Genomic DNA, 24,839 nt, shown 5'->3' on the forward strand with positions numbered 1-24,839 from the left:
TTAACCGATAACGCTTATCTCTTTCTCCTAATCCGTTCATCATTATAAATAGTAGGAGTTAGCTATGTCAACGTCCTTGCGTTATGTTTTGTAACGCAAGTCAGCTATTTTTGGCGTGATAGGTAGAAAAAAGCCGGTTTTGATCGACAAGTCGTAAGTAATCTCAGTCTCTAGACCGATTCACATTTCAATCGGCCGTCCCTTTTTATAATGCCATGTCGTCCGTTATACTAGAGCTATCACATTCAAAGGCGCAGTCTTGAAGGAGTTGGATAGGGATGAACGGAAATTTTTTCGGGCGATTGTTAACCGGGGTCGTCATCATAGCGATAGGCATCATGTTTTTGTTGCGACAGATGGGACATGTAAGCTTTGATTTCGGCGAAGTGTTCTCAACGTATTGGCCGGTTATCATTATTTATACTGGCTTACACGGATTAATCAGAGGGTCTGGCTGGTGGAACGGCATTGTGCTCATCGTCGGATTCGTCTTCTTGGGACGCAACCTCGAATGGTTCGACTGGTCGATTGGAGATATTATTCCTTATTTATGGCCGATTATTATTATCGTAGTAGGCTTTAAGATGCTTTGGAGGCCGAGACGCAATTATGATCCGCCTTCTGACGATTGGGAGCAGTATCCTTTCTCAAGTGATGAAGACGTGCCTCCGGCGCCGCCACTTCATCCGGACCCATTAAAAGGACCGAACCTAAAGAAGGAAGCTAATCCGGAGCTGGTGAAGCCTGACGATCGTTCAGGAAGCTGGACGTTCTCGCCGGGCGCAGATTACGGGGTAGAGGATCCGCCAGTCAAAAAGCATAGTAAGCACTGGACCCATCATCAGCAGCATCGTGCCTACAAAGAATGRAAGCATCACATGAAGCATGGCCACCATATGGAGCATGTGGAATGGTGGAATCATGGCGATAAGGGCGTGCAGAGCAGATCCGGTTTTATCGGCGATATTCATATCGGGCAAGACTACTGGGAGCTTAAGCCGCTTAACGTGTCGCACTTCATCGGAGATACCATTCTCGATCTGACGAAGGCGCAAGTGGCGGTCGGAGAAACGAGAATCCATATTTCATCGTTTATCGGCGATGTGAAGGTGTTCGTGCCGAACGACTACGAGATTGGCGTACAGGTGCTGACAAGCTCGTTCATCGGCGATGTAAAGATATTGGATCGGAAAGAGGGCGGCATGTTCAAGCATATCAACATTCAATCCCCTTCTTACAGCGATTCGGATAAAAAAATCAAGCTGATCGTCAGCACCTTTATCGGCGATGTGCGTGTTACGAAGGTGGGGTAACGGGGATGATGGTACGTTTCCTTCGAAGCGGCAAGTGGGAGCTGATCGCGATGTTCGTGGCAGCTTCGGTCGTTTCGTTCGTACTCGCCGCTGTTACATGGAGCGGATTGAAGAATGAGACACCAATGACGGAAGTTCGCCTCGGGGCGGCCTCCGTCTTCCTGCTTGTCAGCGTCGTCTTCGGCTACTGGGCGGCACAGCGCATTCAGAGACGGATCGATACGCTTCATCTGTCGTTCAAGCAGGCGGCTAACGGCAATTACAGTGTTCGAATTACGGAGTTCGGCCACGTCTCGTTCAATGAGCTGTATCGCGAATTCAATGCGCTTGCGGAACAGATGGAAGAGAAGATGAAATGGATTCAGATGGTAGGCGAGGAGCAGATCATGGAGGGGGCGCTTTCGAATGAGGCCGCTGTTCTCGAAGAGCGGAAGCGGCTTGCGAGAGACTTGCATGATACGGTTAGCCAACAACTGTTCGCTATTCATATGTGCGCCTCGTCGCTGCCTAAGCTGCAGCAGGTTGACCGTGAGCGTGCGGATTCGGTTATGGAGCAGCTTGTCCAAATGTCGAACACGGCACAGAAGCAGATGCGCAACTTCATTGCCCAGCTAAGGCCGATGGAGCTGGAAGGCCAAACGCTGCATGAGGCGCTTAACAAATGGTTTCCCGATTATTGCCGGCAAAACAATTTGCAAGGTGTGCTGGAATGGCGGTTGATGGGCGAGCTGTCCGAAGCGAAGGAGCATCAGCTATTCCTTATTATTCAGGAAGCGATTGCGAATGTAGTGAAGCATGCGAGAGCAAGTCAATGTACGCTAACGCTTGCGGATACGGAACGGCAAGTCGTCATGAGCTTGCAGGATGACGGGGAAGGCTTCAAGGTTAGCGACGTAAAGCGCGGTTCCTACGGCCTAACGACGATGCAGGAGCGGGCGCAGAAGCTTGGCGGCAAAACGGAAATACTGAGTAAACCTGGCAGCGGCACGAGAGTGAAAGTGACAATACCAACGATATGGCGGGGAGAGAACAGGAAATGAGCGTAACGGATACGATTAAGATGATGATCGTTGACGATCACGATATGGTTAGGACAGGGCTGCGGACTTATCTGATGCTTGAGCCGAAGTTTGAAGTCATTGCCGAAGCAGGAAGCGGGCAAGAAGCGCTGAATGTGCTTGGCAACAGATCGCAGGAGACGTTGCCTGACATGATCCTGATGGATTTAATGATGCCGGGAATGGACGGGATCGAGACGACGAGAGCTGTATTGGCTAAATATCCGAATATAAAGATTGTGATGCTCACAAGTTTCCTGGAGGATGACAAAGTCTACGGGGCGATCGAGGCGGGAGCGACCAGCTATGTGCTGAAGACGGTATCGTCCGAAGAGCTGATCTATGCGCTCGGCGCCGCATTCAAAGGAATGCCGGTCATGACCGCGGACGTCTCGCAGGCGCTGACGAGAGGCTTGCGTCAACGGACGGCGCAATCCGGCGACGAAGGCCTTACGGAGCGTGAGAAGGAAGTGCTGCTGCTCATTGCCGACGGTCAATCCAATAAGGAGATTGCCGAGGAGCTTCATATTAGTATCAAAACGGTCAAGACGCATGTCAGCAATCTATTGATGAAATGCGAGCTGGAGGATCGCACGCAGCTTGCGGTGCTTGCGCATCGCAAAGGCTGGGCGAAGCGCACATAATATGGCACGAGGCGGTTATACTATCTTTTAACGTACGTTCAGTAAGCAGCGAATGCGAATACGGGCGTAAGCGCAAGCGAAAAGGAGTAGACTGTCATGAAATTTATTTCATCATCGCTAGAGTCCATCGAACAGAACTTCAATGAAGCCAGAGCGGTGCTTGAGCAGCATCAATTTACTTTGGGAGGCAACTGGGAGTATAGCAACGGCTCCTTCGACCGAGCGCTGGATGAATCCCATAAAGTATGGCTTCGTATTCCGTTTGATGTCGTAACCGGCTATATCGATAGCGAGACAACGGAGAACGATGCAACGATTAGACTTGGCAAGCCATATGTGCTTAAGCATATTTATCAAGAGGGCAATGATCCCGAAGCTTCAATAAGAACCTTCGGCGCAATGTTCGATCAGTTCMAATCGCCTTCTAATCCCGATGCACCGGTCGAAGACCGGTGGATTACGCGCGCGAAGCAGGCAATAACCGAGGTTGAGGGGTTATTGTAACCGTTGAAATGAGATGCAGAACGAAATGACACTGGAATTTCTCCATTTATGAGAAATTCCAGTTATTCGTCAGTCTCGAAATAACTCCGATRGGAGTTTTTTTTATTTCTGTTTAAATTCCTTTTAAGTTTGTTTTAAGGTAGAATGTGCATGATAGAACTAATAAAACGAGCTCGCCTCTCACGGAATACGAGAGTAGAGGCATGAACGATATCCTTCAAGGAGGCTTAACACGATGGACGATCAAAACAACAAAAAAGGCTATGATGAGTTTTTTCGCGATCATAATGAGGAGCAGCAAGACGCAAGCGGAACAAATGAGCAGGAGCAGTATGAAGCGGAGCCGATAGCTTCGGACCTTCCTGAACAGACAGCTAAGCCTTCCTACTATTATTCATATGGACCATTCAAAGCCGGCGCTCAATCCGATTCCTCGCAGCCGAATCGTTATCAATCGGCTGGATCGCAGCCGCAGCCGGAGCAACTACAGGCAAATTCATTGCAGACTACTAATGCTGATGCTAATGATACGACTTACGAAACTTCCGATGCAGACGATAACGTTAATGCACCTCAGCCCGTACAGCAACAAATTCGTCCATTCACGCCGGTTAGCCCTGGGGGCAAAGGTCCTTGGACGGTCAGAGAGCCGAAGCGCACCTCTTTCAAAGCGATGTTCGCCTCGTTCCTTGCTGGTGTCGTTCTCGTAGGCGGACTGATGTGGACGGCAGACACGCGCAACTGGTTCACGGCGGATCAAGTGCAAGCAACCGTGAAAGAATCGACGGGCAGCGGCACACAAGCCGGAGCGGGCAGCACGGCAGGCGGTTCAGCCTCAACGGCAGCTGCTCGGACGGATGATATTGCCGGTCTGTTCGAAACGGCAAGTCCAGCAGTCGTGAAGATCGAGACGTTCACGAACGTATCGACCGGCAACGGCGGCAGCATGCTGGATGATTCCTTCTTCCGCCAGTTCTTCGGCAATGACTTCCCTGACTCGCAGCAGCAGCCAGAGCAAGGCAATGATGATCAAATGCAGCAGACGGGCATCGGAACAGGCTTCTTCTTCGACAAGTCCGGTTATATTCTTACGAACCAGCATGTTGTCGGTGAATCTGACAAAATCGAGGTCATCGTGCAAGGCTATGATAAGCCGTTCACGGCTGAGCTGCTAGGATCAAGTTATGAATTAGACCTTGCTGTGCTTAAAGTGACAGGAGAAAAGGAATTCCCGACCTTGCCGCTGGGCAGCTCAGATAACATTAATATCGGCGACACCGTCGTTGCGATCGGCAATCCGTACGGCTTCGATCATACCGTAACCGTCGGCGTGCTAAGCGCGAAGGAACGTCCGATCGATATTCAAGATACGCAAGGCGAGCGCAACTATGAGCATTTGCTGCAGACTGATGCTTCGATTAACCCAGGTAACTCTGGAGGCCCGCTGCTCAATCTGAACGGCGAAGTCGTAGGTATCAATACAGCTGTTAGTTCGCAAGCACAAGGCATCGGCTTTGCCATTCCGACAAGTACGATCCAAGAGGTGCTTGATAGTCTTAAGAGCAATGTAGAAATTCCGAAGGAAGCTATTCCGTTCATCGGAGCGGAGCTATCCGATGTGACAGAAGAGATCGCGAAGCAACTTGGACTGAGCAAGGCTGAAGGATCAATCGTACGCAACGTGTACTACAAATCGCCTGCACATTTGGGCGGCATCCAACAATATGACGTTATCGTGGGAATCGATGGCAAGAAATACAGCAATACGCAATCGTTAATCGAGGCGATTAAGAAGCACAAAGTTGACGACAAAGTGGAACTGAATATTATCCGCCAAGGCAAAGAGCAAAATGTCGAGGTCGTCATCGGCGACAAAAATAAATTCGTTACAGAGTAAGCGAGCATCGCAAATAAGAGCGCAGAGCCATACACACTCTGCGCTTTTTGCTGCAAGGAGAAAAAGGAGAATACGTATGAGACAACATATTGTAGTCGTAGATGATGATGACAAAATCATTTCGTTATTGCGCAGAAGCTTGGCATTCGAGGGATATGAGGTCACTACCGCGTCCAATGGGGCGGAAGGGTTAAAGGCTTTGCTTGGAGCAGACCCTGATCTGCTTATATTGGATGTCATGATGCCGCAAATCGACGGTTGGGAAGTGTGCAGGAGGGTTCGCGAGGGCGGCAGCACCGTGCCGATTCTCATGCTCACGGCGAAGGACGATATTAATGATCGCGTAAGAGGGCTCGATCTTGGCGCAGACGATTATTTAGTTAAGCCGTTCGCGCTGGAGGAGCTGCTCGCCCGCGTCCGCGCGCTGCTGCGCCGCAAGTCGGACAAGCTAGAGGAACAAACCAGCCAATTGATCTATGAGGATCTTGCGCTTGATATGGACGCTAGAGAAGCCATTCGCGCTAGCCGCCGCATCGAGCTGACGAGCAAGGAGTATGATCTATTGCTATTCTTCATGCAGAATCCGCGCCGAGTGCTGACCCGTGACTCCATCATGGAAAAAATATGGGGCTATGACTTCAGCGGCGAATCGAATGTGCTTGAAGTATATATTGCAATGCTCCGCCAAAAGGTTGAAGAGGGCGGAGGAAGCAGGCTTATACAAACGGTACGCGGTACTGGCTATGTGTTGCGAGGAGAGGCAGGTTAAGCGCTATGTCAATCCGTCTTCGCCTTACGCTTTGGTATTCCGGCTTGCTTGCCGGGACGCTTATCGCCGTAGGGCTAGTCGTTTATTTATTCGTCAACTGGAATACGTACGCAGAGGCCAAGGAACAGCTTAAGGCGCAAAACAGTACGATATTCGTACAGCCAACGGTAAACTTTCTGGATGAAAATGAATGGAACTTCCAAATCGCCCGTATTGGCAGAGGACCAGAACAAAAAAAAATTTATATGCAGATAGTGAGTTATAAAGACGGTGTTGTAAGACAAGAGGATCAGCTAAGACAATATGGTACGATTATTCCTTATCCAGAGGCAGACAAGGATCCAAAGGAAGGTTTTCGCAAAGTTAAAGTCACAATAAATAACGACAAATTCGATATGCTTACCTACCAACGCCCGATTGAGCTTGAGGATGGCACATTAATCGGCATTTTGCAGCTCGCTGTATTTTCCAATAATGAAGAGGATTTTTTGAGGGGACTTCGGACGATCCTTATTTTCTCCTCTCTTTTCGTCATCCTTATAGCCTTCACAGGCGGCTTGTTCATCGCGCGCCAGGCGCTCCGCCCAATTGAACGCGTTATTCGGGCGACGGAGCAAATCGAGAAAGGCTCGGAGCTGAATATGCGGATACCGGCAGCCGAATCCAATGATGAGATTGGAAGGCTCGTTCATACGCTCAATATGATGTTATCCAGAATGGAGCTTGCCTACAATGAGCTCGATGAGTCATATAAGGCGCAGCGCAGGTTCGTATCGGATGCGTCGCATGAGCTTCGTACGCCGCTCACGACCATTCGCGGCAATATCGATCTGCTGGAGCGGATGTGGACTCGCATTAAGGAAACGAACCCTGAGAAGGGAAGCGGAGATTGGCTGCCGTTCGATATGGAGCATTGGGATATGTCGCGGGAAGCGATGAGCGATATATCGGCGGAAGCGAAGCGAATGAGCACGTTGGTCAACGATTTGCTTGCGCTTGCGAGAGCGGATGCCGGTTATGTCATGGAAAAGGAACATCTGGCGCTGCTCCCTATCGCGGAAGAGGTCGCTCGGAGAGCTCAGCTGCTTCCGCGGAAAGCGGAGTGGATAATTGGCGATCTATCCGCTCTGAACGGCGTATATGTCAAGGGTAATCATGATTATTTGCAGCAGCTGTTGTTCATATTTATCGAGAATGCCTTTAAGTATACGGAGCGCGGTCATATCGAGCTTGGCGCATTGCGAGGCAATGGACAAATCGGCATTACGGTTGAGGATTCAGGCATTGGCATGAATCCCGACGAGATCCCGCATATTTTCGATCGGTTCTATCGCGCTGATGAATCACGCGGCGTTACGGTGGGAACGGGGCTTGGATTATCAATCGCCAAGTGGATTATCGACGAGCATCAGKGGTCGGTGGAAGTGACGACGCGCGAGGGCGAAGGGACGAAGTTTACAATATGGCTGCCAGTAGTCTTTTCCGGGAACGCTCCTTCGACTATAATAGAAGGAACGGATCATTTAATCGAGTAGTTATAATAGGGCGTATCCGGTAAGAAAGCAGGTGCAATAGATGGAAATTGTCAAAATATCGCCGCGCGGTTACTGCTACGGTGTTGTCGATGCGATGGTGCTTGCCTTGCAAACGGCGAAGAACCTTGAATTGCCGCGGCCAATCTATATTCTTGGCATGATTGTTCATAACGCTCATGTAACGGAAGCGTTCGAGCAGGAGGGCGTTATTACGCTTGACGGGGCGAATCGTTTGGAAATATTGGATCAGATCGAAGAGGGAACTGTTATTTTCACGGCTCATGGCGTATCTCCTGAGGTGCGCAAGCGAGCCCGTGATAAGGGGTTGTCCGTCGTTGACGCGACCTGTCCTGACGTAACGAAGACGCACGACCTGATCCGCGAGAAGACGGCTGAAGGTTATCATATTATTTATATCGGGAAGAAAGGTCATCCCGAGCCGGAAGGCGCCATCGGCGTTGCGCCGGATATGGTGCATCTGATCGAGAAGGAAGAAGAGATCGATTCTCTTCAAGTGCCTGAAGGGCGTCTCATCATTACGAATCAAACAACGATGTCCCAGTGGGATATTCGGCATATTATTCAGAAGCTATCGGAGAAGTTTCCCACTGCTGAGGTTCATAACGAGATTTGCCTTGCTACCCAAGTGCGGCAAGAAGCCGTTGCAGGTCAAGCGGGCACGGCTCAGCTCTGCATCGTCGTTGGCGACCCCCGTAGCAACAACTCGAACCGCTTAGCGCAGGTATCTGAGGAAATTGCGGGAGTGAAGGCGTACCGGGTAGCTGATGTATCAGAGATTGAGCGAGAGTGGCTGATCGGTATTGAACGAGTAGCCGTCACTTCCGGCGCATCTACGCCGACGCCGTTAACGAAAGAGGTTATTGCTTACTTGGAGCAGTACGACGATAACAATCCCGACACATGGGAGATTAAGCGTACGGTTAATATGAATAAGCTGCTTCCGAACATTAAGATTAAGAGCRCTAGCGCTGCCGAGTAACAGGGCACGTTAACTAAGAGGAAATTAGGTCGATGCTGCGGGCTTCAGATTTGAAGCAAAGCGGTACCGGCCTATTTCTGCTGTAGCCTGCAATTGTTGATTAGGCAACGGCAGTAAACTCAGCCACAGAAAAAACGGGTTGACGGATACGGTTATTTCTTGTATATTTACTTTAGCGATTAAAAGCGTAGAAGCTTCACAGCGTATAAGCTTAAAAGCGTATAAGCGTTGCAGTGTGAATGATGAAGATGTGACCAAGGAAAAATCATATAAAATAATAGGAGTGATTCAAGATGATCGTCATTACTAATCCGCAAATTTCCGAAGAACGCATTAACGAAATCGTAGCCCACATTGAGAAAGCAGGCGTACAAGCGCATGTATCGATTGGGACGGACCGCACAGTAATTGGCATTATCGGCAAGGCAGAGCCAACGCTTGCTGAGCACCTGCGCCAAATGAAAGGTGTAGAGAATGTGATCAAAATTTCAAAGTCATATAAGCTGGCTAGCCGTGACTTCCATCCGGACGATACAGTCATCGACATCAAAGGCGTAAAGATCGGCGGCAGCAACCTCGTTATTATGGGCGGACCGTGCGCTGTGGAATCTCCAGAACAGATCGACGAGATTGCTCGCCTTGTTAAAGCGGCAGGCGGTCAGGTGCTTCGCGGAGGCGCATTCAAGCCTCGTACCGGTCCTTACAGCTTCCAGGGCGTAGGAGTGGAAGGTTTAGTTATGATGGCCGAGGCAGGCAAGAAACACGGCTTGCTGACGATTACAGAGGTAATGACGCCGGAGTACGTCGATGTATGCGCGGAGTACGCTGACATTCTCCAAGTAGGCACAAGGAATATGCAGAACTTCGACCTGCTTCGGAAGCTTGGTACGATCCAGACTCCGGTGCTGCTGAAGAGAGGCTTCAGTTCTACTTATGACGAGTTCCTGAATGCAGCGGAATACATTCTAGCCGGCGGCAATCCGAATGTTATGCTGTGCGAACGAGGAATCCGAACGTTCGAAACTTACACGCGGAACACGCTTGACCTATCTGCCATTCCGGTGCTGCAATCTCTCAGCCACTTGCCTGTTATATCAGATCCAAGTCACGGTACGGGCCGTCGCGAATTGGTAGAGCCGATGTCGAAGGCTTCGGTAGCTGCTGGGGCCAACGGACTTATCGTAGAGATGCATACAGATCCTGATAATTCTATGACTGGCGACGGCGTACAATCCTTATTCCCGGATCAATTCGCCAACTTGCTGAAGCAATTGGAACAGCTCGCTCCTCTAGTAGGCAAACAGTTCGATACGCCGAAAGCGCCTGCTGAAGCATTCAAGGAATGGAAAATTTAACATAGTCTAAATCACCGCGCCGCCCTTACTGCAGTAAGGGTGGCGCGGTTTTTGCTGTGGTGGGTTAAGGAGGAATTGTGAACATCTGTTCAAACTTGTAAGTATACCTAACATCGCGATAAAAAATACCTTACATAGCTATTGACGGAGGTGAAACCGTAGTTTTATAATAACGTCATGGTTTGGAGCAATTATTGAACAATACTTGTTCAACACAACGCTAATGTTCGGAAATGGAGGAAATTATTCATGTCAGTTCAAAATGTTTTGGACAATATTAAAGAAAACAGCATTCAGTTTGTCGATTTCCGCTTCGCAGATCTTCTGGGTCGCGCTCACCACATCACTCTTCCTGCAACTGAGGTAGACGCTGATACTTTCGTTAACGGTGTAGCATTTGACGGTTCTTCGATCCACGGTTTCCGCGGTATTGAAAATTCCGATATGGTAATGATGCCAGATACGGAATCCGTATTTATCGATCCTTTCACAGATCACCCTACATTAAACGTTATGTGTAACATCTATACGCCAGAGGGCGAGCGCTATGACCGCGATCCGCGCAGCATCGCTCAAAAGGCTGAAGAATATCTTCAAACGACTGGCATTGGTACGACTGCATTCTTCGCACCAGAACCTGAATTTTTCATTTTTGACGAAGTTCGCTATGAAAGCACAATGAATTCGTCTTCGTATATGGTTGAATCCGAGGAAGCTGGCTGGAATACGAACCGCAAAGAAGACGGCGGCAACCTTGGCTCGAAAATTCCAGTAAAAGGCGGCTATGTTCCAGTAGCTCCAGTTGACTCCCAACAAGACATCCGTAGCGAAATGGTTCGCTTGTTGCAAGAATCCGGCCTTCGCGTAGAGCGTCATCACCATGAAGTTGCTACAGCTGGTCAAGCGGAAATCAACTTCCGTTTCGACACCCTTACAAAAACAGCTGACAACCTGATGAAATTCAAATACATCATTCACAACACAGCTCGCCAATACGGCAAAACGGTTACTTTCATGCCGAAGCCATTGTTCGGCGACAACGGTAGCGGTATGCACGTTCATACGTCGATCTTCAACGGTGATTCCCCGTTGTTCTACGACAAAGGCGCTTACGCTAACCTGAGTGAACTTGCTATGCACTACATCGGCGGCGTACTTTACCACGCTCCGGCTCTTATCGCAATTACGAACCCAAGCACGAACTCGTTCAAACGTCTTGTGCCTGGTTACGAAGCACCGGTTAACCTTGTATTCTCGAAAGGCAACCGTTCCGCAGCGATCCGTATTCCTATCGCAGCTGTAACGCCTAAAGGTTGTCGCATCGAGTTCCGTACACCGGACAACACAGCTAACCCTTACCTTGCATTCGCTGCTATGCTGCTTGCTGGTCTGGACGGCATTAAGCGTAAGCTTGATCCTGTTGCTCTTGGCTACGGTCCATTCGACAAAAACATCTATGAATTGCCAGAAGAAGAGAAGAAAGAAATCCGCAGTGTTCCTGGAACACTTGACGAAGCGCTTAACGCACTTGAAGCGGATTCCGCATTCTTGACTGAAGGCGGCGTATTCACGCAAGAATTCATCGATAACTACGTTGCAATCAAGCGCGCTGAAGCGAAAGCTGTTGCAATCCGTATTCACCCGCACGAATTCAGCCTTTACTACGATTGCTAATTCCTTAGCATCACCATACGAACGAGTCCCGCAAGGGACTCGTTTTTATATTGTCCAACTGTGGCGATATAAACAAGGGCTCGTCGTAATTCGTATTTAGCATAAAACGCAAAATCCGAATGTTTTCGACAATTTAATGTCAATACGTTCGACTTTTGTAGTGCAAATACGCGGAAAGCACTTGATGCGAACGTTCAAAATTGCTATCATGTCCTTATCATGATAAAGAATCAAAGGTGGGCTATCGGAAATGACAAGAGCATTTAATTTTAACGCAGGACCAGCCGCTATACCTCTTGAAGTGCTTCAACAAGCACAAGAGCAGTTCGTCGATTATCAAGGAGCGGGTATGTCCATTATGGAGATGTCGCACCGAAGCGCGCTTTATGAGCAAGTGAACAACGAGGCGCAATCGCTTCTTCGCGAGCTGTACGGCGTTCCTGACAACTACCGTATTTTATTCGTACAAGGCGGAGCAAGCACGCAGTTCGCTATGATCCCGCTTAATCTCGTTCGTCCTGGACGTCCTGGCGCATATGTGAAGACTGGCGCATGGGCTGACAAAGCGATCAAGGAGGCGAAGCTTGTCGGTGAGACGGTTATCGCCGCATCGACAGAAGCTGATAAATATATGCGTATGCCGACGGCAGATGAAATTATTATTCCGGACAATGCGGCGTATCTTCATGTAACGTCGAATGAAACAATCGGCGGAACGCAGTTCTTCGATTTCCCGTCGACAGGCAATGTGCCTCTTATCGCCGATATGTCCAGTGATATTCTAAGTCGTCCGGTAGACGTCAACAAGTTCGGTCTTATTTATGCCGGTGCTCAAAAAAACCTTGGTCCTTCAGGCGTAACAGTCGTTATCGCGCGCGATGATTTGATTGCGGAAAGTCCTGCAACAATCCCGACGATGTTCCGATACAGCACGCATGCATCGAACAACTCGCTATACAATACACCGCCATCCTTCGCCGTATACATGGTAAGCCTCGTGCTTAACTGGATCAAAGGCAAAGGCGGCATCGCACAGATGGATCAGTTCAACCGCGACAAAACAAAGCTGATCTACGACAAGATCGATCAAAGCGGCGGCTTCTACATCGGCTGTGCACAGCCGCAAAGCCGTTCGCTTATGAATATTACGTTCCGTATTCACAGCGAAGAGCTGGAGAAGCAATTCATCAAGGAATCGGAGAAGGAAGGCTTCGTTGGTCTCAAGGGACATCGCGATGTTGGCGGTCTACGCGCATCGACGTACAACGCCGTTCCGCTTGAGAGCTGCCAAGCGCTTGCTCAGTTCATGGCTGATTTCCAAAAGCGCAACGGTTAAGCATTAGTTAGCCAAGCAGTAAATAACGAAAGCGCCATCCCTTCCCAACAGGAGGAGATGGCGCTTCTTCTTTGCTAAGGCGAAGGCTTAAGCGAATGACGATTCGGGCACAGCGGGCTCTAGCAGCTTGTAGCCGACGTTGCGAACGGTCATAATATATTCCGGCGTCCGGGCATTCTTCTCGATCTTATCGCGCAGATGGCTAATGTGAACATCAACGATACGCGTATCGCCGAGGAAGTGATAATCCCAGACTCCATGCAGCAGCTGCTGGCGGCTAAGCACTTTGCCTTTGTGCTTGCAAAGGAAGAGCAAAAGCTCGAATTCCTTCGGCGTCAGTTCAATTAGTTTGCCTTCAAAGTAAACCTCGCGCTGCTCGGCGCGAACGTTCAACCTGCCTATATCATAGCTCGTATTATCAGAGGTGCCAGGATTCGATTGGATCCGGCGAAATACGGCTTGGATTCGGGAGACGAGCTCTTGCGGACTGAACGGCTTCGTCATATAATCATCAGCACCGTTATCGAGACCCGCTATTTTATCCGTAACATCTTGCAGCGCGGTCAACATAATGACAGGCACAGCGTTGTTCTGCTTGCGAAGCTCTCTGCACACTTGAATGCCGTCCATCTTAGGCAGCATCAAATCAAGGACAATCAGGTCGGGACGGAATGGCCGGAGCATGTCGAATACGGCTTCGCCATCGCTTACGCAACGGACATCGTAGCCCGAGAGCTTTAGATTAAATTCGATTAACATGGCGATAGAAGGTTCGTCATCGACGACCAATATTTTTTTTCGCATCGTTACATTTCTCCTTTGCCTCCTAATAATAAGTTTATTATAAAGGCGGAAATTTCGCGGAAGATTACCTGTACGTAAAATGGATGTAAAAATGGAAAGAAATTTGGTGTATAATTAGCGTTTAGAGAGGTGGGATTTACAGAAATGCCGTTTCATATCGTATTGGTAGAGCCGGAGATTCCGGCAAACACAGGCAATATTTCGCGCACATGCGCGGCCACAGGTACGCATTTGCATCTTGTCAGGCCGCTTGGCTTCGATACGGATGACCGTACGTTGAAGCGGGCAGGGCTTGACTATTGGCATTCCGTCCATATCGAATATCACGATTCGTTCGATGAAGTGCTGGCCCTTTATCCAGAGGGACGGTTCTTCTATGCCAGCACGCGAGCATCGAAGCCTTATTCGGATTTCGAATATCGGGATGGAGATTTCTTCGTGTTCGGCAAAGAAACGAAAGGACTGCCGCAGCAACTTATCGATGCGAATCTCGACACCTGCATACGAATGCCGATGACGGATAAGGTTCGTTCGCTGAATTTGTCCAATTCTGCCGCTATTGTCGTATACGAAGCGCTTAGGCAGACAGGCTTCGAGGGACTGAATTAAGCTGCTAAATGAAAGAAAAAACGCACATTGAAGTGGCTTCCTACTATATTTGTTGCAGAATATTAAGAAATAATGAATATAGGAAGGAAATGCTGAATCACCATCGAAACACTATAATGCATAGGTTTCTCAGGTTAGGACTTGCGAATAAAGACACAGAAGAGGTGAAATGATGAAACCAGCAGGAGTGGTAAGGAAAGTTGATCAGCTTGGCCGTATTGTGCTTCCAAAATCGTTACGTAAACGTTATCTGATGAACGAGGGCGATCCTGTAGAGATTTTCGTACAAGGAGACCATATCATATTGGAACGTTATAGGCCAAAATGCGTATTTTGCGGCTCCATGAATGAGGTTAGAGATTTCAAGGATCGTTATTTATGTGGAGTATGCATAGAGGAAATGGCACAGCTTCGTCGTTAATTGCCAGCTGTCCAATGAAGACAATAACAAAAAAAGCTTCTCGTGTGAGCAATGCTCATCGAGAAGCTTTTTTGCTTTGGCCGTCATAGGACGGCATTAGCTTACAGGCCTTTGGTTTTGTCGTCATTATAGGAGCTTGTCAGCATCGCCGTAATGAACAACGCAAACACGGTCATAACAATAAGAAAGTTCATGTGCATTGCACCTCCAATTGGCTTCTTATATTATAACCAACGAACAGCAAAAAGAAAACTTTAAAAGTTGTGAACACATTGTTAACATAAGAATAGATCGTGTGAAAAAAGTTATATCGATAGGGAGAGGGGCAATTGAAATGGAATATCGTTTCTCGTCACAGGTATCACAGCTTAAATCTTCAGCGGTGCGAGATATTTTGAAGCTTACGCAGGGGACGGACATGATTTCATTTGCCGGGGGGCTTCCTGCTGAAGAACTGTTTCCGGTAGAAGCTGTCAGTGAAGCGGCTCAGCGAGTATTCCGTTCAGGCGCAGGCGCGCTCCAGTACGGCTTGACGGAAGGATATCTGCCGCTTCGCGAGCAGTTATGCCGCAGAATGGCCGATAAAAAGATGTTCGTGAATCCTGATCAAATGTTAGTCACGACGGGCTCGCAGCAAGCGATTGACCTGCTAGTCGAAGTGTTGACCGAACCTGGCGATACCGTATTGGTAGAGAAACCTACCTATCTTGCATGTCTGCAAGTATTCTCGTTGCATGGGCTAAAGGTTGTGTCCGTGGATAGCGATGAGCAGGGCATGATTCCGGAATCGGCAGAGCGGCTTATCAAATTGCATCGTCCGAAGCTGCTGTATGCCGTGCCGACTTTCGGCAATCCGACAGGCAATGTATGGAGTGTGGAGCGCAGGAAGAAGCTGCTCGCTCTCTGTCAATCGAATAACATTCCAATCATTGAAGACGATCCTTATGGCGATATCGCATTCGACAGCAAAGAGCCGATTCCGACACTGTTCGCCTTAGATGGCAAAGTCGAGAAGGGAAATGTCATTTATACGAGCACCTTCTCGAAGACGGTCGCTCCGGCATTACGTACGGGATGGGCGATAGGGGACAGCAAGGTTATTCGGATGATGGCGGTTGCGAAGCAAGCGGCGGACATTCAATCAAGCTCCTTGGATCAGCAAATCTTGAGCCAACTTCTCGGCTTCTTCGACCTTGATGCGCATATTAAGCTTATTTCCGATTCCTACGGAGAGCGGATGCTGGAGATGAATCGGCTGCTGGAGCGTGCGGCGATTCCTGATGTGACATGGGTCAAGCCAAAAGGCGGCATGTTCTTGTGGATGAAGCTGCCCGAAGCACTCGATGCGGAAGCGTTGCTCAAAGCAGCTGTCCGCAAAGGGGTAGCGTTCGTGCCGGGCAGCTCGTTCTATGCGGACAATCCGTTGCGCAATACAGCCCGGCTTAATTTCACCCATAACAAAGGGGCGCGTACCGAGCAAGGCGTGGCGCGTTTAGTTGAAGCGATCGGAGAGTTCACGGCACGCAGCTAGCTAGAACTTGCGGCCATCTGACGAAGCAGCTCCAGCGGCTGCCTTGGACCATTCAGCGATCACTTCGCGGTATTGCTCCAATGCGGCCACGCCCACTGGGCGAAGCTTATATTTGCCGCGTCCGACTCGCTCGAACCAGCCATAATAATTATGCCGCAGCGTGTCGCCGCTGCGGCTATTGCCCGTGATCGCCGCAACCTCGCGCGGCGCCAGCTCTCCCTCCTCGCGCAGCGCCCATGCGCAGCGAAGCGCCTTCTCGCGGTAGGCGGTGACGAGCTTGCGGCCGGTGCTGCCGCCAACGTTGTAGTCGCCGCTGCGCTCGCGGAATTCTTGCAGCAGCTTCGCCTGCTTCCGGCGGCGCATGCCTCGCTGCGGGGGCTCGCCCGGCTCGCATAACAGCTCAATGACGGCCGGCTTCGTCTTATAGAAGGTGACCGTCATAAGCCCGAGGCCAAGCATTCGGCATAGCTCCGTCAAGTCGCCATAACGCTGGTTATGCGCGCCGCTCTTTTTACGGTTGCGTTCAATTGCCAGGACAACCTGTCCGTTTAATCGCAGACGTTCAACGCCTTGCAGCAGCAATGCAAGATTGAACGTTTTTTTCATTTCTACAATAATAGGCTCCTCATGCTCGGGGTGGATCGCTACGAGATCGCAATGAAGCACCTCGCTCTTCACCTCATACCCGAGCCGTTCGTAGTATTGTTTAATAGGCTTGTACAGTTCTTCCTCCCGCTTAACGGCCACGATGCTTTTTCCMCTTCCATATTTCCGCACTAATCTTCCGCTCTAGCCCCATTATAACAAAGGATTACGCGAGCTTGTCGTTTTTTGCTGGATGGAGGACGAAAATAGTGGTCAATTTCCTACACAGATAAGCATAGAAATGTAATACTTCAATTTACAAGTTATCCACGAGGAAAGAGCGTCTAGCAACTAATCCCTGGCGGAGAAGGAATAGTGGAATGCGGAAGCGATGGGAGGAGGCACGGAATGGACATTTTCAAACGAATTGCGGAATATCAGGCTGAGAGTGAGAAGCTGGCATGGATGGGACAATTCAAGGACTACATTGAGCTGCTTAAGAACGATAAGTCCCCGGCCATGACCGCACATTCACGCGTTTATGAAATGATCGAATCTTACGGGGTCGAAGAGGTGAATGGGCGCAAGAAGTATAAGTTTTTTGAACAGGAAATATTTGGATTAGACCGCTCCGTGGAGAAGTTGGTTGAAGAATATTTTCACTCGTCCGCCCGCAGGCTGGACGTTCGTAAACGGATATTACTGCTCATGGGACCGGTCAGCGGCGGCAAGTCGACGATCGTGACCATGCTGAAGAAGGGGCTCGAGAAGTTCTCCCGCACCGACAAGGGAGCAGTCTACGCGATCAAGGGCTGCCCGATGCACGAGGATCCGCTGCATCTCATTCCGCATGAGCTAAGGCCAGAGATCGAGAAAGAGCTTGGCGTTCGCATTGAAGGGAATCTGTGCCCTTCTTGCCAGATGAGACTGCAGACTGAGTATGGGGGCAATATCGAAAGCGTGCTTGTCGAGCGTGTATTCATCTCCGAGGATAATCGCGTTGGTATCGGCACTTTCAGTCCCTCCGATCCCAAGTCGCAGGATATTGCCGACCTGACCGGCAGTATCGACTTCTCGACGATAACCGAATTCGGCTCCGAATCGGATCCGCGCGCCTATCGGTTCGACGGTGAGCTCAATAAGGCGAACCGCGGTCTGATGGAGTTCCAGGAAATGCTTAAATGCGACGAGAAATTTCTGTGGAACCTGCTCTCACTGACGCAGGAGGGTAATTTCAAGGCTGGCAGGTTTGCTCTGATCAGTGCCGATGAGCTCATTATTGCCCATACGAATGAATCCGAGTATAAGTCGTTTATCAGCAATAAGAAGAACGAGGCGCTGCAGTCACGGATGATCGTCATGCCAATCCCTTATAACCTCAAGGTGTCTGATGAAGAGAAAATATATACGAAGCTGATCGCGCAAAGCGATATGAGGCATATTCATATTGCTCCACATGCGCTCCGTGCGGCGGCGATTTTCTCCATACTTACAAGATTGAAGGAAACGAAGAAGCAGGGTATGGATCTCGTCAAGAAAATGCGCATGTACGACGGCGAGGAGGTCGAAGGCTTCAAGGAAGCGGATTTGAAGGAAATGCAAAGCGAGTATGTCGAAGAGGGAATGACGGGCATTGATCCTCGTTATGTCATCAACCGTATCTCCAGCGCGCTCATTAAGCAGGATATGCAGTGCATTAATGCGCTTGATGTGCTGCGGGCGCTCAAGGACGGACTCGACCAGCATCCTTCGATTACGAAGGATGAGCGCGAGCGCTACCTCAATTTCATATCCGTGGCGCGCAAGGAATATGATCTGCTGGCTAAGAAGGAGATCCAGAAGGCGTTTGTCTACTCGTTCGAGGAGTCGGCGCGCACTTTATTCGAGAACTACTTGGATAATATCGAATCGTATTGCAACTGGGCGAAAATCAAGGATCCGCTTACCGGCGAGGAGATGGATCCGGATGAAAGGCTCATGCGTTCGATCGAGGAGCAGATCGGCGTATCGGAAAATGCGAAAAAAGCGTTCCGCGAAGAAATTCTGATTCGTATCTCGTCTTATTCGCGCAAAGGGAAAAAATTCGACTTCACTAGCCATGAACGGCTGCGCGAAGCGGTCGAGAAGAAGCTGTTCACCGATCTGAAGGACATCGTTAAGATTACGACGTCAACGAAGACGCCGGACGAACTGCAATTGAAGCGTATTAATGAAGTGACTAAGCGGCTTATGGATGAACACGGCTATTGCCCGGTATGCTCGAATGAGCTGCTGCGGTACGTAGGAAGCCTGCTTAACCGCTAGTGCCGGCAATTAAGAGGAATGGAGCTTGGGTACTTTGCGTGGAGAAGCTGACGGATGCACGGCCCGTCAGCTTCTTTGTCGGGGTAGGAGTATCCTTCAATAAAAAAGCTAAAATTTTATAATATAGCGTATCTTTTCCGATATAATAGGAGATAGTGAAAGACTATACGCCGAAGGGGTCTTGCCAAGTGATTAAAGTATCAGCAGAGCGTAAGCAGCAACTGGACTATACCGGTATATCGGAACAAGATTTACAGCTATTAGCGGGATATCGGCCCGTCTTTGCCCAAGTTGTGGACGAGGTGGTCGATCGTTTCTACGACAGCGTCGGCAGCCAGCCGGATCTCGTCGAGCTTATTTCCAGAGTAAGCAATATTGAACGGTTGAAGGAAACGCAGCGGGTTTATTGGATGTCTCTCGCCGATGGCGTCATAGACCAGCCGTTTATTGATAATAGAATACGGATCGGAGCGGTTCATTCCCGGATCGGACTTACGACAGATTGGTATTTGGGAACGTATATGACGTATCTGGACATTGCGACGCTTGTATTTAAGCGCGTTCTTCCCGAGCAATGGCAGCATGTCGTCTATTCGCTTACGAAGATGTTCAATCTGGATTCGCAATTCGTACTTGAAGCGTATCATGGCTTCGAGCAGCAGAAAGTACAGGAGCTTGCTGATTCGCGCGCTACGATGCTGAGCACCGTTACGGGAGCTGTGCAGGAGCTGGCTTCGCTTATGGTCGAATTGGACGAGGGTGCGCAATCAATTGCGGCAACGGCCGTTTCGACTTCGCAATCTCAGGATAAGACGCATACACTGTTAGGAGAGCTGCGCGAAGAGCTCGATGGCATTGGCGAGATGGGCACGCTCATCCGCGGCTTGTCGGATCAGACGCATCTGCTCGGGCTGAATGCCGCTATCGAAGCTGCTAGAGCCGGCGAACAAGGAAGAGGGTTCGAGGTTGTCGCGAACGAGGTCAGGAAGCTGGCTGCTTCGTCCCGCAATGCGTTAGAAGGCATTCAAGCGAAGCTGGAAGAAATCGATAAGAAACTCTCCGCCGTTCGTTCCGAGTCGGAGCTAACGTCGGTGGAGGCGCGCAATCAAGCAGCCCGTTCGCAGGAGCTTGCATCCTTCGTTCATATGGTTGATAAAGTTACGAAAGACTTGCAGCAATTGAATTCATAATCAGGAATAAATAACTCGAACTATTACTTATATCCGCAGCCTAGAAAAAGCAGGAATTCTCTCACATGGAGGGTTCCTGCTTTTATGTTAAGTAAGTTGACACAATTTTCGGAATTTAGTATGATTATCCTAACATTTATACATGGCAGTGAGATAAATGTTAAGTTTTTTGACATATATCTAGCTCGTATGGACGAAATGTTCATGCTGCAAGCACCAATTAGGTGCTGCGCTCATCATGGAGGAGGCGGTTGTCATGTCGACGGCCAAACAGTCGCATTCGCATTATTACGATTCGCAAGCATTTTATGATGAAATGTTCGACAAGGACTTTTCGGTACGGCCTCACTATGACAATGTTCATCGCTTATTCGGCAGAATGAAGCAGGCGGAGCTTACGGTCCGTCAGAATGCAATCAACCAGCGGATGCTGGAGGAAGGCATTACCTTCACGCTCTATAGCGGTGGGCAGAACGAGCCGCTTGAACGTACGATTCCGTTCGATTATATCCCTCGCGTTATACCGAAGCATGAATGGGAGGCAGTCGACCGCGGGGTTAAGCAGCGTATACGTGCGCTCAACGCATTTTGCCACGATGTATATCATGGGCAACGGATCGTTGCAGACGGCATCATCCCTCGGCGCATGATCGTATCCAACACGTATTTCCGTCCGGAAATGGCTGGTCTACATGTTCCCGGAGGTGTATATATTACAGCATCGGGCATTGATTTGATTCGAGATGAGAAGGGCCGCTACTTTGTCCTTGAGGACAATTTGCGCTCGCCCTCGGGCTTCTCTTACTTATTCAAGGGCAGGACGTTAATGAGTGAATTATTCCATGATCTGTATTTGTCCTGTTCGGTGCAAAGCATCGACCGAAGCTTGAATTGTTTCTTAAGCTCGCTTCGCGCGCTTTCCCCTAATGGCAAACGCGATCCTCTAATCGTATTGCTCACGCCTGGCGCTTATAACTCCGCTTATTATGAACACACTTTCCTTGCGCAGCAAATGGGTATTCACCTCGTCGAAGGAAGAGACCTCGTATACAAAGATCACAAAATTTATTTGCGCGATCTGCGAGGACTTCGCCAGGTTGACGTGATCTACCGCCGCATCGATGACGACTTCCTAGATCCGCTTGCCTTCCAGCCTGACTCCTTGCTAGGCGTGCCTGGACTTATGAATGCATATCGGGCAGGAAATGTTGCCATTGCCAATGCTCCGGGAACAGGCGTAGCGGACGATAAGGCGGTATACGCCTATGTGCCTGATATGATTCGTTATTACTTGGGCGAGGAGCCGCTCCTCCATAACGTGCCGACTTATATTTTGTCCCGCAAAGAAGAGAGAGAGTATGTGCTGGATCATTTGGATCAGCTCGTTGTGAAGGAAACTTCGCTTTCGGGCGGATATGGCATGCTGATCGGGCCGACCGCGACGCAGAAGGAAATTCAGCAGTTCGCGGAGGCGATCAAGCGAGAGCCGGATCGTTATATCGCTCAGACGACGATGAAGCTGTCGCGTGCTCCCGTCATGCTTGATGGACAGATGACCCCGCGTCATATTGACCTGCGCGCCTTCGCGCTGATGGGCGATGAGACGCATGTCATTCCAGGAGGGCTTACCCGCGTAGCAATGAAGGAAGGCTCTCTCGTCGTCAACTCCTCGCAGGGTGGCGGCGTGAAAGATACATGGGTGCTTAATCGATAATAGAACGGAGGGAAAGCCATGCTGAATCGGAATGCGGAGGCTTTGTTTTGGATCGGGAGATATATGGAGCGGGCGGAGAACCATGCAAGATTAATCGATGTGCATTATCATCTGCAGGTTGAGGATGAGTATGCTGTTGACGCAGAGGAGTCGGGCGGCGGAGCTGCCGAGCCTGTGTCGAAGTGGGCAAGAATCGTTGATGCGTTAGGAAGCCGGGAAGCTTACGAGCAGCAGTATGGCTCCTATAGTGAACGAGATGTTCTCTACTATACGACTCTCGATCGCGATAATGCGAACTCGCTCGTGTCCTGTGTCAGTCATGCACGCGGCAATCTGCGGACGCTTCGCGAGAAAGTACCTAGCGAGATGTGGGATGCAACGAACGGATTCTATCTATGGCTAAGAGAGAAGCAGCCAGATGATTTGCTGCGCGAATCCCCGCATCTGTTCTTCGGCAAGATAAAGGAGTGGACGGCTCTATTCCAAGGCGTAGGACAGTCGGTCATGCCGCGCGAGAACGAATGGCATTTCATCGAATGCGGCCGTTATCTTGAGCGTGCGGAGAATACGCTTCGCATTATTAAGGCAGTCGGAAATGCGGCAAGCGGTGATGGGTGGAATGTGTCAACTGCTTACCCTTATTTGCAGGCAGTGCTCCGTTCGGTGAGCGGCTACCAGGCTTTCCGCCGCTATTATGCGGATGGAATCACAGTAGAATCGATTGTTGAATTCGTCATATTGAACCAAGTATTCCCGCGCTCTGTTCATTTTGCTTTCCATACGCTCGACGATCATATGCGCCGAATCGAGCTGCAGGATAAGCAGCTGCGCAGCGCTCATGAGCGGGTCATCCGTCAGGTTGGCAAGGTGAAAGCTGATCTCGCTTGCCTTGAGCATGACGATATGGCGATTGACCGCGGAGGAATGATCGTGACGCATTTGCTTGACTCCTGCCAGCAGCTGGGCGGCTTGTTTGCCAAAACCTTTTTTCGAATGGGGGAAGCAAGCGCATGAAGCTGAATATCTCACATGTTACGCAATACGAATATGCCGATCCGGTTACGGACAGTGTCAATGAAATTAGGCTGACGCCGAGTACGAATGAACGACAATCCTGCTATCAGCAGCAAATTTCGATCGAGCCGAACGCCTCGTTGTTCACATTCGAGGATTATTTCGGCAATCGCGTTCACGCCTTTTCGGTTAACGGACCGCATAGACGACTGACGATAAGGACCTTGATGACGGTCGTGACGAAGCAAGCGCCGACTGCAGAGGAACGGGCTCTATACCTCAGCAAGCGACCGCCTGGGCAAGCTTGGGAATGGCTGCGAACCGAGGAAGCGGCTAATCGCTTCACCGAGTTTCTGCTGCATACGGAATACACGTCGAACACGGAAGAAGTGGAGCGGTTCGCATCTGCGCTTATCCCATCCGAAGACGGCCAAATCATTAGTGTACTGGACTGGCTTACCGCGTTATCCTCGCAGATTCGGACGGAGTTCATCTATGATCCCGAAGCGACGAACGTTAAGACGAAAACAAGCGATATGTTCGAGCACAAGCGCGGCGTATGCCAAGACTTCGCGCATCTGATGATAGCTTGCAGCAGAGCGCTAGGCGTACCGGCGCGTTATGTCAGCGGCTATCACTTCGTAGGTGATCTGCAGGGYGGAAGCGCGGACTTCGAGCAAGCGTCGCATGCATGGGTCGAGGCGTTCGTGCCGGGCCTTGGCTGGTGCAGCTTCGATCCGACGAATACGGACCCTGTCGGCGAGCGGTATGTGAAGCTTGGCCATGGCCGCGATTACAAGGATATTGTGCCTGTGAAAGGTGTCTACCGGGGGACCGGGGAGCAGTTGCTGCAGGTGACGGTTGACGTGCGCAAGATGGAAGATTGACGAACTTATCTAAATAGCGGATTGGAAGAACAGTTGCGAGGCCGAATGGAGGCTGAGTAGCTGTTTTTTTGTTTTTCCTATGAATAAATAGCCGCCTGCGGCAAATGTTATAAACAGGAAAATAGGAGGTGAACAATAGGATGAAACGTTGGAAAGTGATCTTGATATCTGTGTTCGTGCTGTCGCTTGGTCTTTCGCTTGTTAGCTGCGCCACTGCTAACAAGGTTAAGCAGCAGGCGCAGGAAGGCGCGCATCGCTTGGAAGTGCAGATGACGAACGATGATCATCGCAACTTGCCCGGCAAGAAGATGAATATGAACGATGCGTCTGCAAAAGCTTCCCAGCTGGCGGAACGCGCACAGCTTGTGAATGGCGTGAAGTCGGCGAATGTTCAGCTGTACGGCGATGATGCATTGGTAGGCATCGAGGTCGAGAACGCGGGCAAGCGCGGCATTATTGAGAAGCAGGTGTATTCGGCGCTAAGAATTCAATATCCGGCTTATCGTCTGCACGTCACATCMGATCAAAGCTTGAGAGACCGAATAAAGGTGCAAAAAGCTGGAGCGGCGTCTAACGATAGCGGGATGAGGTCGATGTCGAGCGATATGTCGGCTTTGATTAAAGAGATTGACAAGAGTTTTCACAGTCGAAAATAAAATGAAAAATAACCATGAGCACGGCTCTCGAAGCTGCAT

The 24,839-nt window shown here is 49.9% G+C and carries 22 protein-coding genes; 20 read left to right on the forward strand and 2 right to left on the reverse strand.

All coding sequences use genetic code 11. The annotated features are described in order from the left end of the window. The first annotated feature begins 278 nt into the window (after window positions 1-278). The 11 genes from liaF to serC all read left to right on the forward strand — a co-directional run bounded on the left by liaF (window position 279) and on the right by serC (window position 13,085). Complete coding sequence (gene liaF, locus AB4Z33_RS13050; protein ID WP_442050326.1) at window positions 279-1,313, forward strand: cell wall-active antibiotics response protein LiaF; 1,035 nt, start codon at window positions 279-281, stop codon at window positions 1,311-1,313. Between the two features lie 5 nt (window positions 1,314-1,318). Then, window positions 1,319-2,353 carry a histidine kinase gene (locus tag AB4Z33_RS13055; protein WP_442050327.1) on the forward strand — a complete coding sequence of 345 codons (1,035 nt, stop codon included), beginning with the start codon at window positions 1,319-1,321 and terminating at the stop codon, window positions 2,351-2,353. Continuing rightward, window positions 2,350-3,015, forward strand: coding sequence for a response regulator (locus AB4Z33_RS13060; protein ID WP_442050328.1), 666 nt, complete (start codon window positions 2,350-2,352; stop codon window positions 3,013-3,015). Before AB4Z33_RS13055 ends, AB4Z33_RS13060 begins: the two co-directional genes overlap by 4 nt. Before the next feature lie 96 nt (window positions 3,016-3,111). Beyond that, window positions 3,112-3,519: a YugN family protein gene (locus AB4Z33_RS13065; RefSeq protein WP_442050329.1), complete on the forward strand. Its 408-nt coding sequence runs from the start codon at window positions 3,112-3,114 to the stop codon at window positions 3,517-3,519. A 235-nt stretch (window positions 3,520-3,754) separates the two neighbouring features. Beyond that, window positions 3,755-5,416 carry a S1C family serine protease gene (locus AB4Z33_RS13070; protein WP_442050330.1) on the forward strand — a complete coding sequence of 554 codons (1,662 nt, stop codon included), beginning with the start codon at window positions 3,755-3,757 and terminating at the stop codon, window positions 5,414-5,416. Between the two features lie 76 nt (window positions 5,417-5,492). Continuing rightward, window positions 5,493-6,185: a response regulator transcription factor gene (locus AB4Z33_RS13075; RefSeq protein ID WP_442050331.1), complete on the forward strand. Its 693-nt coding sequence runs from the start codon at window positions 5,493-5,495 to the stop codon at window positions 6,183-6,185. Window positions 6,186-6,190: 5 nt separating this feature from the next. Further along, window positions 6,191-7,720 carry a sensor histidine kinase gene (locus AB4Z33_RS13080; protein WP_442050332.1) on the forward strand — a complete coding sequence of 510 codons (1,530 nt, stop codon included), beginning with the start codon at window positions 6,191-6,193 and terminating at the stop codon, window positions 7,718-7,720. Window positions 7,721-7,760: 40 nt separating this feature from the next. Continuing rightward, window positions 7,761-8,720: a 4-hydroxy-3-methylbut-2-enyl diphosphate reductase gene (locus AB4Z33_RS13085; RefSeq protein ID WP_442050333.1), complete on the forward strand. Its 960-nt coding sequence runs from the start codon at window positions 7,761-7,763 to the stop codon at window positions 8,718-8,720. A 293-nt stretch (window positions 8,721-9,013) separates the two neighbouring features. Next, window positions 9,014-10,075: a 3-deoxy-7-phosphoheptulonate synthase gene (aroF, locus tag AB4Z33_RS13090; protein ID WP_442050334.1), complete on the forward strand. Its 1,062-nt coding sequence runs from the start codon at window positions 9,014-9,016 to the stop codon at window positions 10,073-10,075. Window positions 10,076-10,324: 249 nt separating this feature from the next. Then, window positions 10,325-11,749 (forward strand): type I glutamate--ammonia ligase, encoded by a 1,425-nt coding sequence (gene glnA / locus AB4Z33_RS13095; protein WP_442050335.1) that lies wholly within the window; start codon window positions 10,325-10,327, stop codon window positions 11,747-11,749. A 250-nt stretch (window positions 11,750-11,999) separates the two neighbouring features. After that, entirely contained in the window at window positions 12,000-13,085 is a 1,086-nt protein-coding gene (gene serC / locus AB4Z33_RS13100; RefSeq protein WP_442050336.1) for a 3-phosphoserine/phosphohydroxythreonine transaminase, read from the forward strand. Window positions 13,086-13,172: 87 nt separating this feature from the next. Here serC and AB4Z33_RS13105 read toward each other — a convergent pair whose 3' ends face one another. Next, on the reverse strand, window positions 13,173-13,889 hold the full coding sequence (locus tag AB4Z33_RS13105; RefSeq protein ID WP_337098013.1) for a response regulator transcription factor: 717 nt from the start codon (window positions 13,887-13,889) through the stop codon (window positions 13,173-13,175). Between the two features lie 144 nt (window positions 13,890-14,033). Between AB4Z33_RS13105 and trmL the strand changes: the two genes are divergently transcribed. From trmL to AB4Z33_RS13120, 3 genes are all read left to right on the forward strand, one after another. Beyond that, on the forward strand, window positions 14,034-14,498 hold the full coding sequence (trmL, locus tag AB4Z33_RS13110; protein ID WP_442050337.1) for a tRNA (uridine(34)/cytosine(34)/5-carboxymethylaminomethyluridine(34)-2'-O)-methyltransferase TrmL: 465 nt from the start codon (window positions 14,034-14,036) through the stop codon (window positions 14,496-14,498). A gap of 172 nt (window positions 14,499-14,670) precedes the next feature. Next, on the forward strand, window positions 14,671-14,919 hold the full coding sequence (locus AB4Z33_RS13115) for an AbrB/MazE/SpoVT family DNA-binding domain-containing protein (protein ID WP_442050378.1): 249 nt from the start codon (window positions 14,671-14,673) through the stop codon (window positions 14,917-14,919). Between the two features lie 334 nt (window positions 14,920-15,253). Continuing rightward, entirely contained in the window at window positions 15,254-16,450 is a 1,197-nt protein-coding gene (locus AB4Z33_RS13120) for an aminotransferase-like domain-containing protein (RefSeq protein ID WP_442050338.1), read from the forward strand. On the opposite strand, the gene AB4Z33_RS13125 is transcribed toward AB4Z33_RS13120, so the two are convergent. Then, the gene (locus AB4Z33_RS13125; RefSeq protein ID WP_442050339.1) at window positions 16,451-17,197 is read right to left on the reverse strand and encodes a DUF2161 family putative PD-(D/E)XK-type phosphodiesterase; all 747 of its coding nucleotides are present in this window, start codon (window positions 17,195-17,197) and stop codon (window positions 16,451-16,453) included. A gap of 246 nt (window positions 17,198-17,443) precedes the next feature. Here AB4Z33_RS13125 and AB4Z33_RS13130 point away from each other — a divergent pair, with 246 nt between their 5' ends. From AB4Z33_RS13130 to AB4Z33_RS13155, 6 genes are all read left to right on the forward strand, one after another. After that, window positions 17,444-19,339, forward strand: coding sequence for a PrkA family serine protein kinase (locus AB4Z33_RS13130; protein WP_442050340.1), 1,896 nt, complete (start codon window positions 17,444-17,446; stop codon window positions 19,337-19,339). A gap of 188 nt (window positions 19,340-19,527) precedes the next feature. Beyond that, window positions 19,528-20,529, forward strand: coding sequence for a protoglobin domain-containing protein (locus AB4Z33_RS13135; protein WP_442050341.1), 1,002 nt, complete (start codon window positions 19,528-19,530; stop codon window positions 20,527-20,529). Between the two features lie 256 nt (window positions 20,530-20,785). After that, window positions 20,786-22,243 (forward strand): circularly permuted type 2 ATP-grasp protein, encoded by a 1,458-nt coding sequence (locus AB4Z33_RS13140; RefSeq protein WP_442050342.1) that lies wholly within the window; start codon window positions 20,786-20,788, stop codon window positions 22,241-22,243. An 18-nt stretch (window positions 22,244-22,261) separates the two neighbouring features. Further along, window positions 22,262-23,257: an alpha-E domain-containing protein gene (locus AB4Z33_RS13145; RefSeq protein WP_442050343.1), complete on the forward strand. Its 996-nt coding sequence runs from the start codon at window positions 22,262-22,264 to the stop codon at window positions 23,255-23,257. Continuing rightward, window positions 23,254-24,144, forward strand: coding sequence for a transglutaminase family protein (locus AB4Z33_RS13150; RefSeq protein WP_442050344.1), 891 nt, complete (start codon window positions 23,254-23,256; stop codon window positions 24,142-24,144). Before AB4Z33_RS13145 ends, AB4Z33_RS13150 begins: the two co-directional genes overlap by 4 nt. 140 nt (window positions 24,145-24,284) lie before the next feature. Then, window positions 24,285-24,800, forward strand: coding sequence for a YhcN/YlaJ family sporulation lipoprotein (locus AB4Z33_RS13155; RefSeq protein ID WP_442050345.1), 516 nt, complete (start codon window positions 24,285-24,287; stop codon window positions 24,798-24,800). Window positions 24,801-24,839 lie beyond the last annotated feature (39 nt).

The sequence above is a fragment of the Paenibacillus sp. 2TAB19 genome (assembly GCF_052115185.1).
In the GTDB taxonomy this organism is placed as follows: Bacteria; Bacillota; Bacilli; order Paenibacillales; family Paenibacillaceae; genus Pristimantibacillus.

Coding starts and splice junctions, on each gene's coding strand:
- AB4Z33_RS13055 (WP_442050327.1), top strand. CDS start 1,319: ATGATGGTACGTTTCCTTCGAAGCGGCAAGTGGGAGCTGATCGCGATG.
- AB4Z33_RS13060 (WP_442050328.1), top strand. CDS start 2,350: ATGAGCGTAACGGATACGATTAAGATGATGATCGTTGACGATCACGAT.
- AB4Z33_RS13070 (WP_442050330.1), top strand. CDS start 3,755: ATGGACGATCAAAACAACAAAAAAGGCTATGATGAGTTTTTTCGCGAT.
- AB4Z33_RS13075 (WP_442050331.1), top strand. CDS start 5,493: ATGAGACAACATATTGTAGTCGTAGATGATGATGACAAAATCATTTCG.
- aroF (WP_442050334.1), top strand. CDS start 9,014: ATGATCGTCATTACTAATCCGCAAATTTCCGAAGAACGCATTAACGAA.
- glnA (WP_442050335.1), top strand. CDS start 10,325: ATGTCAGTTCAAAATGTTTTGGACAATATTAAAGAAAACAGCATTCAG.
- serC (WP_442050336.1), top strand. CDS start 12,000: ATGACAAGAGCATTTAATTTTAACGCAGGACCAGCCGCTATACCTCTT.
- AB4Z33_RS13105 (WP_337098013.1), bottom strand. CDS start 13,889: ATGCGAAAAAAAATATTGGTCGTCGATGACGAACCTTCTATCGCCATG.
- trmL (WP_442050337.1), top strand. CDS start 14,034: ATGCCGTTTCATATCGTATTGGTAGAGCCGGAGATTCCGGCAAACACA.
- AB4Z33_RS13115 (WP_442050378.1), top strand. CDS start 14,671: ATGAAACCAGCAGGAGTGGTAAGGAAAGTTGATCAGCTTGGCCGTATT.
- AB4Z33_RS13120 (WP_442050338.1), top strand. CDS start 15,254: ATGGAATATCGTTTCTCGTCACAGGTATCACAGCTTAAATCTTCAGCG.
- AB4Z33_RS13130 (WP_442050340.1), top strand. CDS start 17,444: ATGGACATTTTCAAACGAATTGCGGAATATCAGGCTGAGAGTGAGAAG.
- AB4Z33_RS13140 (WP_442050342.1), top strand. CDS start 20,786: ATGTCGACGGCCAAACAGTCGCATTCGCATTATTACGATTCGCAAGCA.
- AB4Z33_RS13145 (WP_442050343.1), top strand. CDS start 22,262: ATGCTGAATCGGAATGCGGAGGCTTTGTTTTGGATCGGGAGATATATG.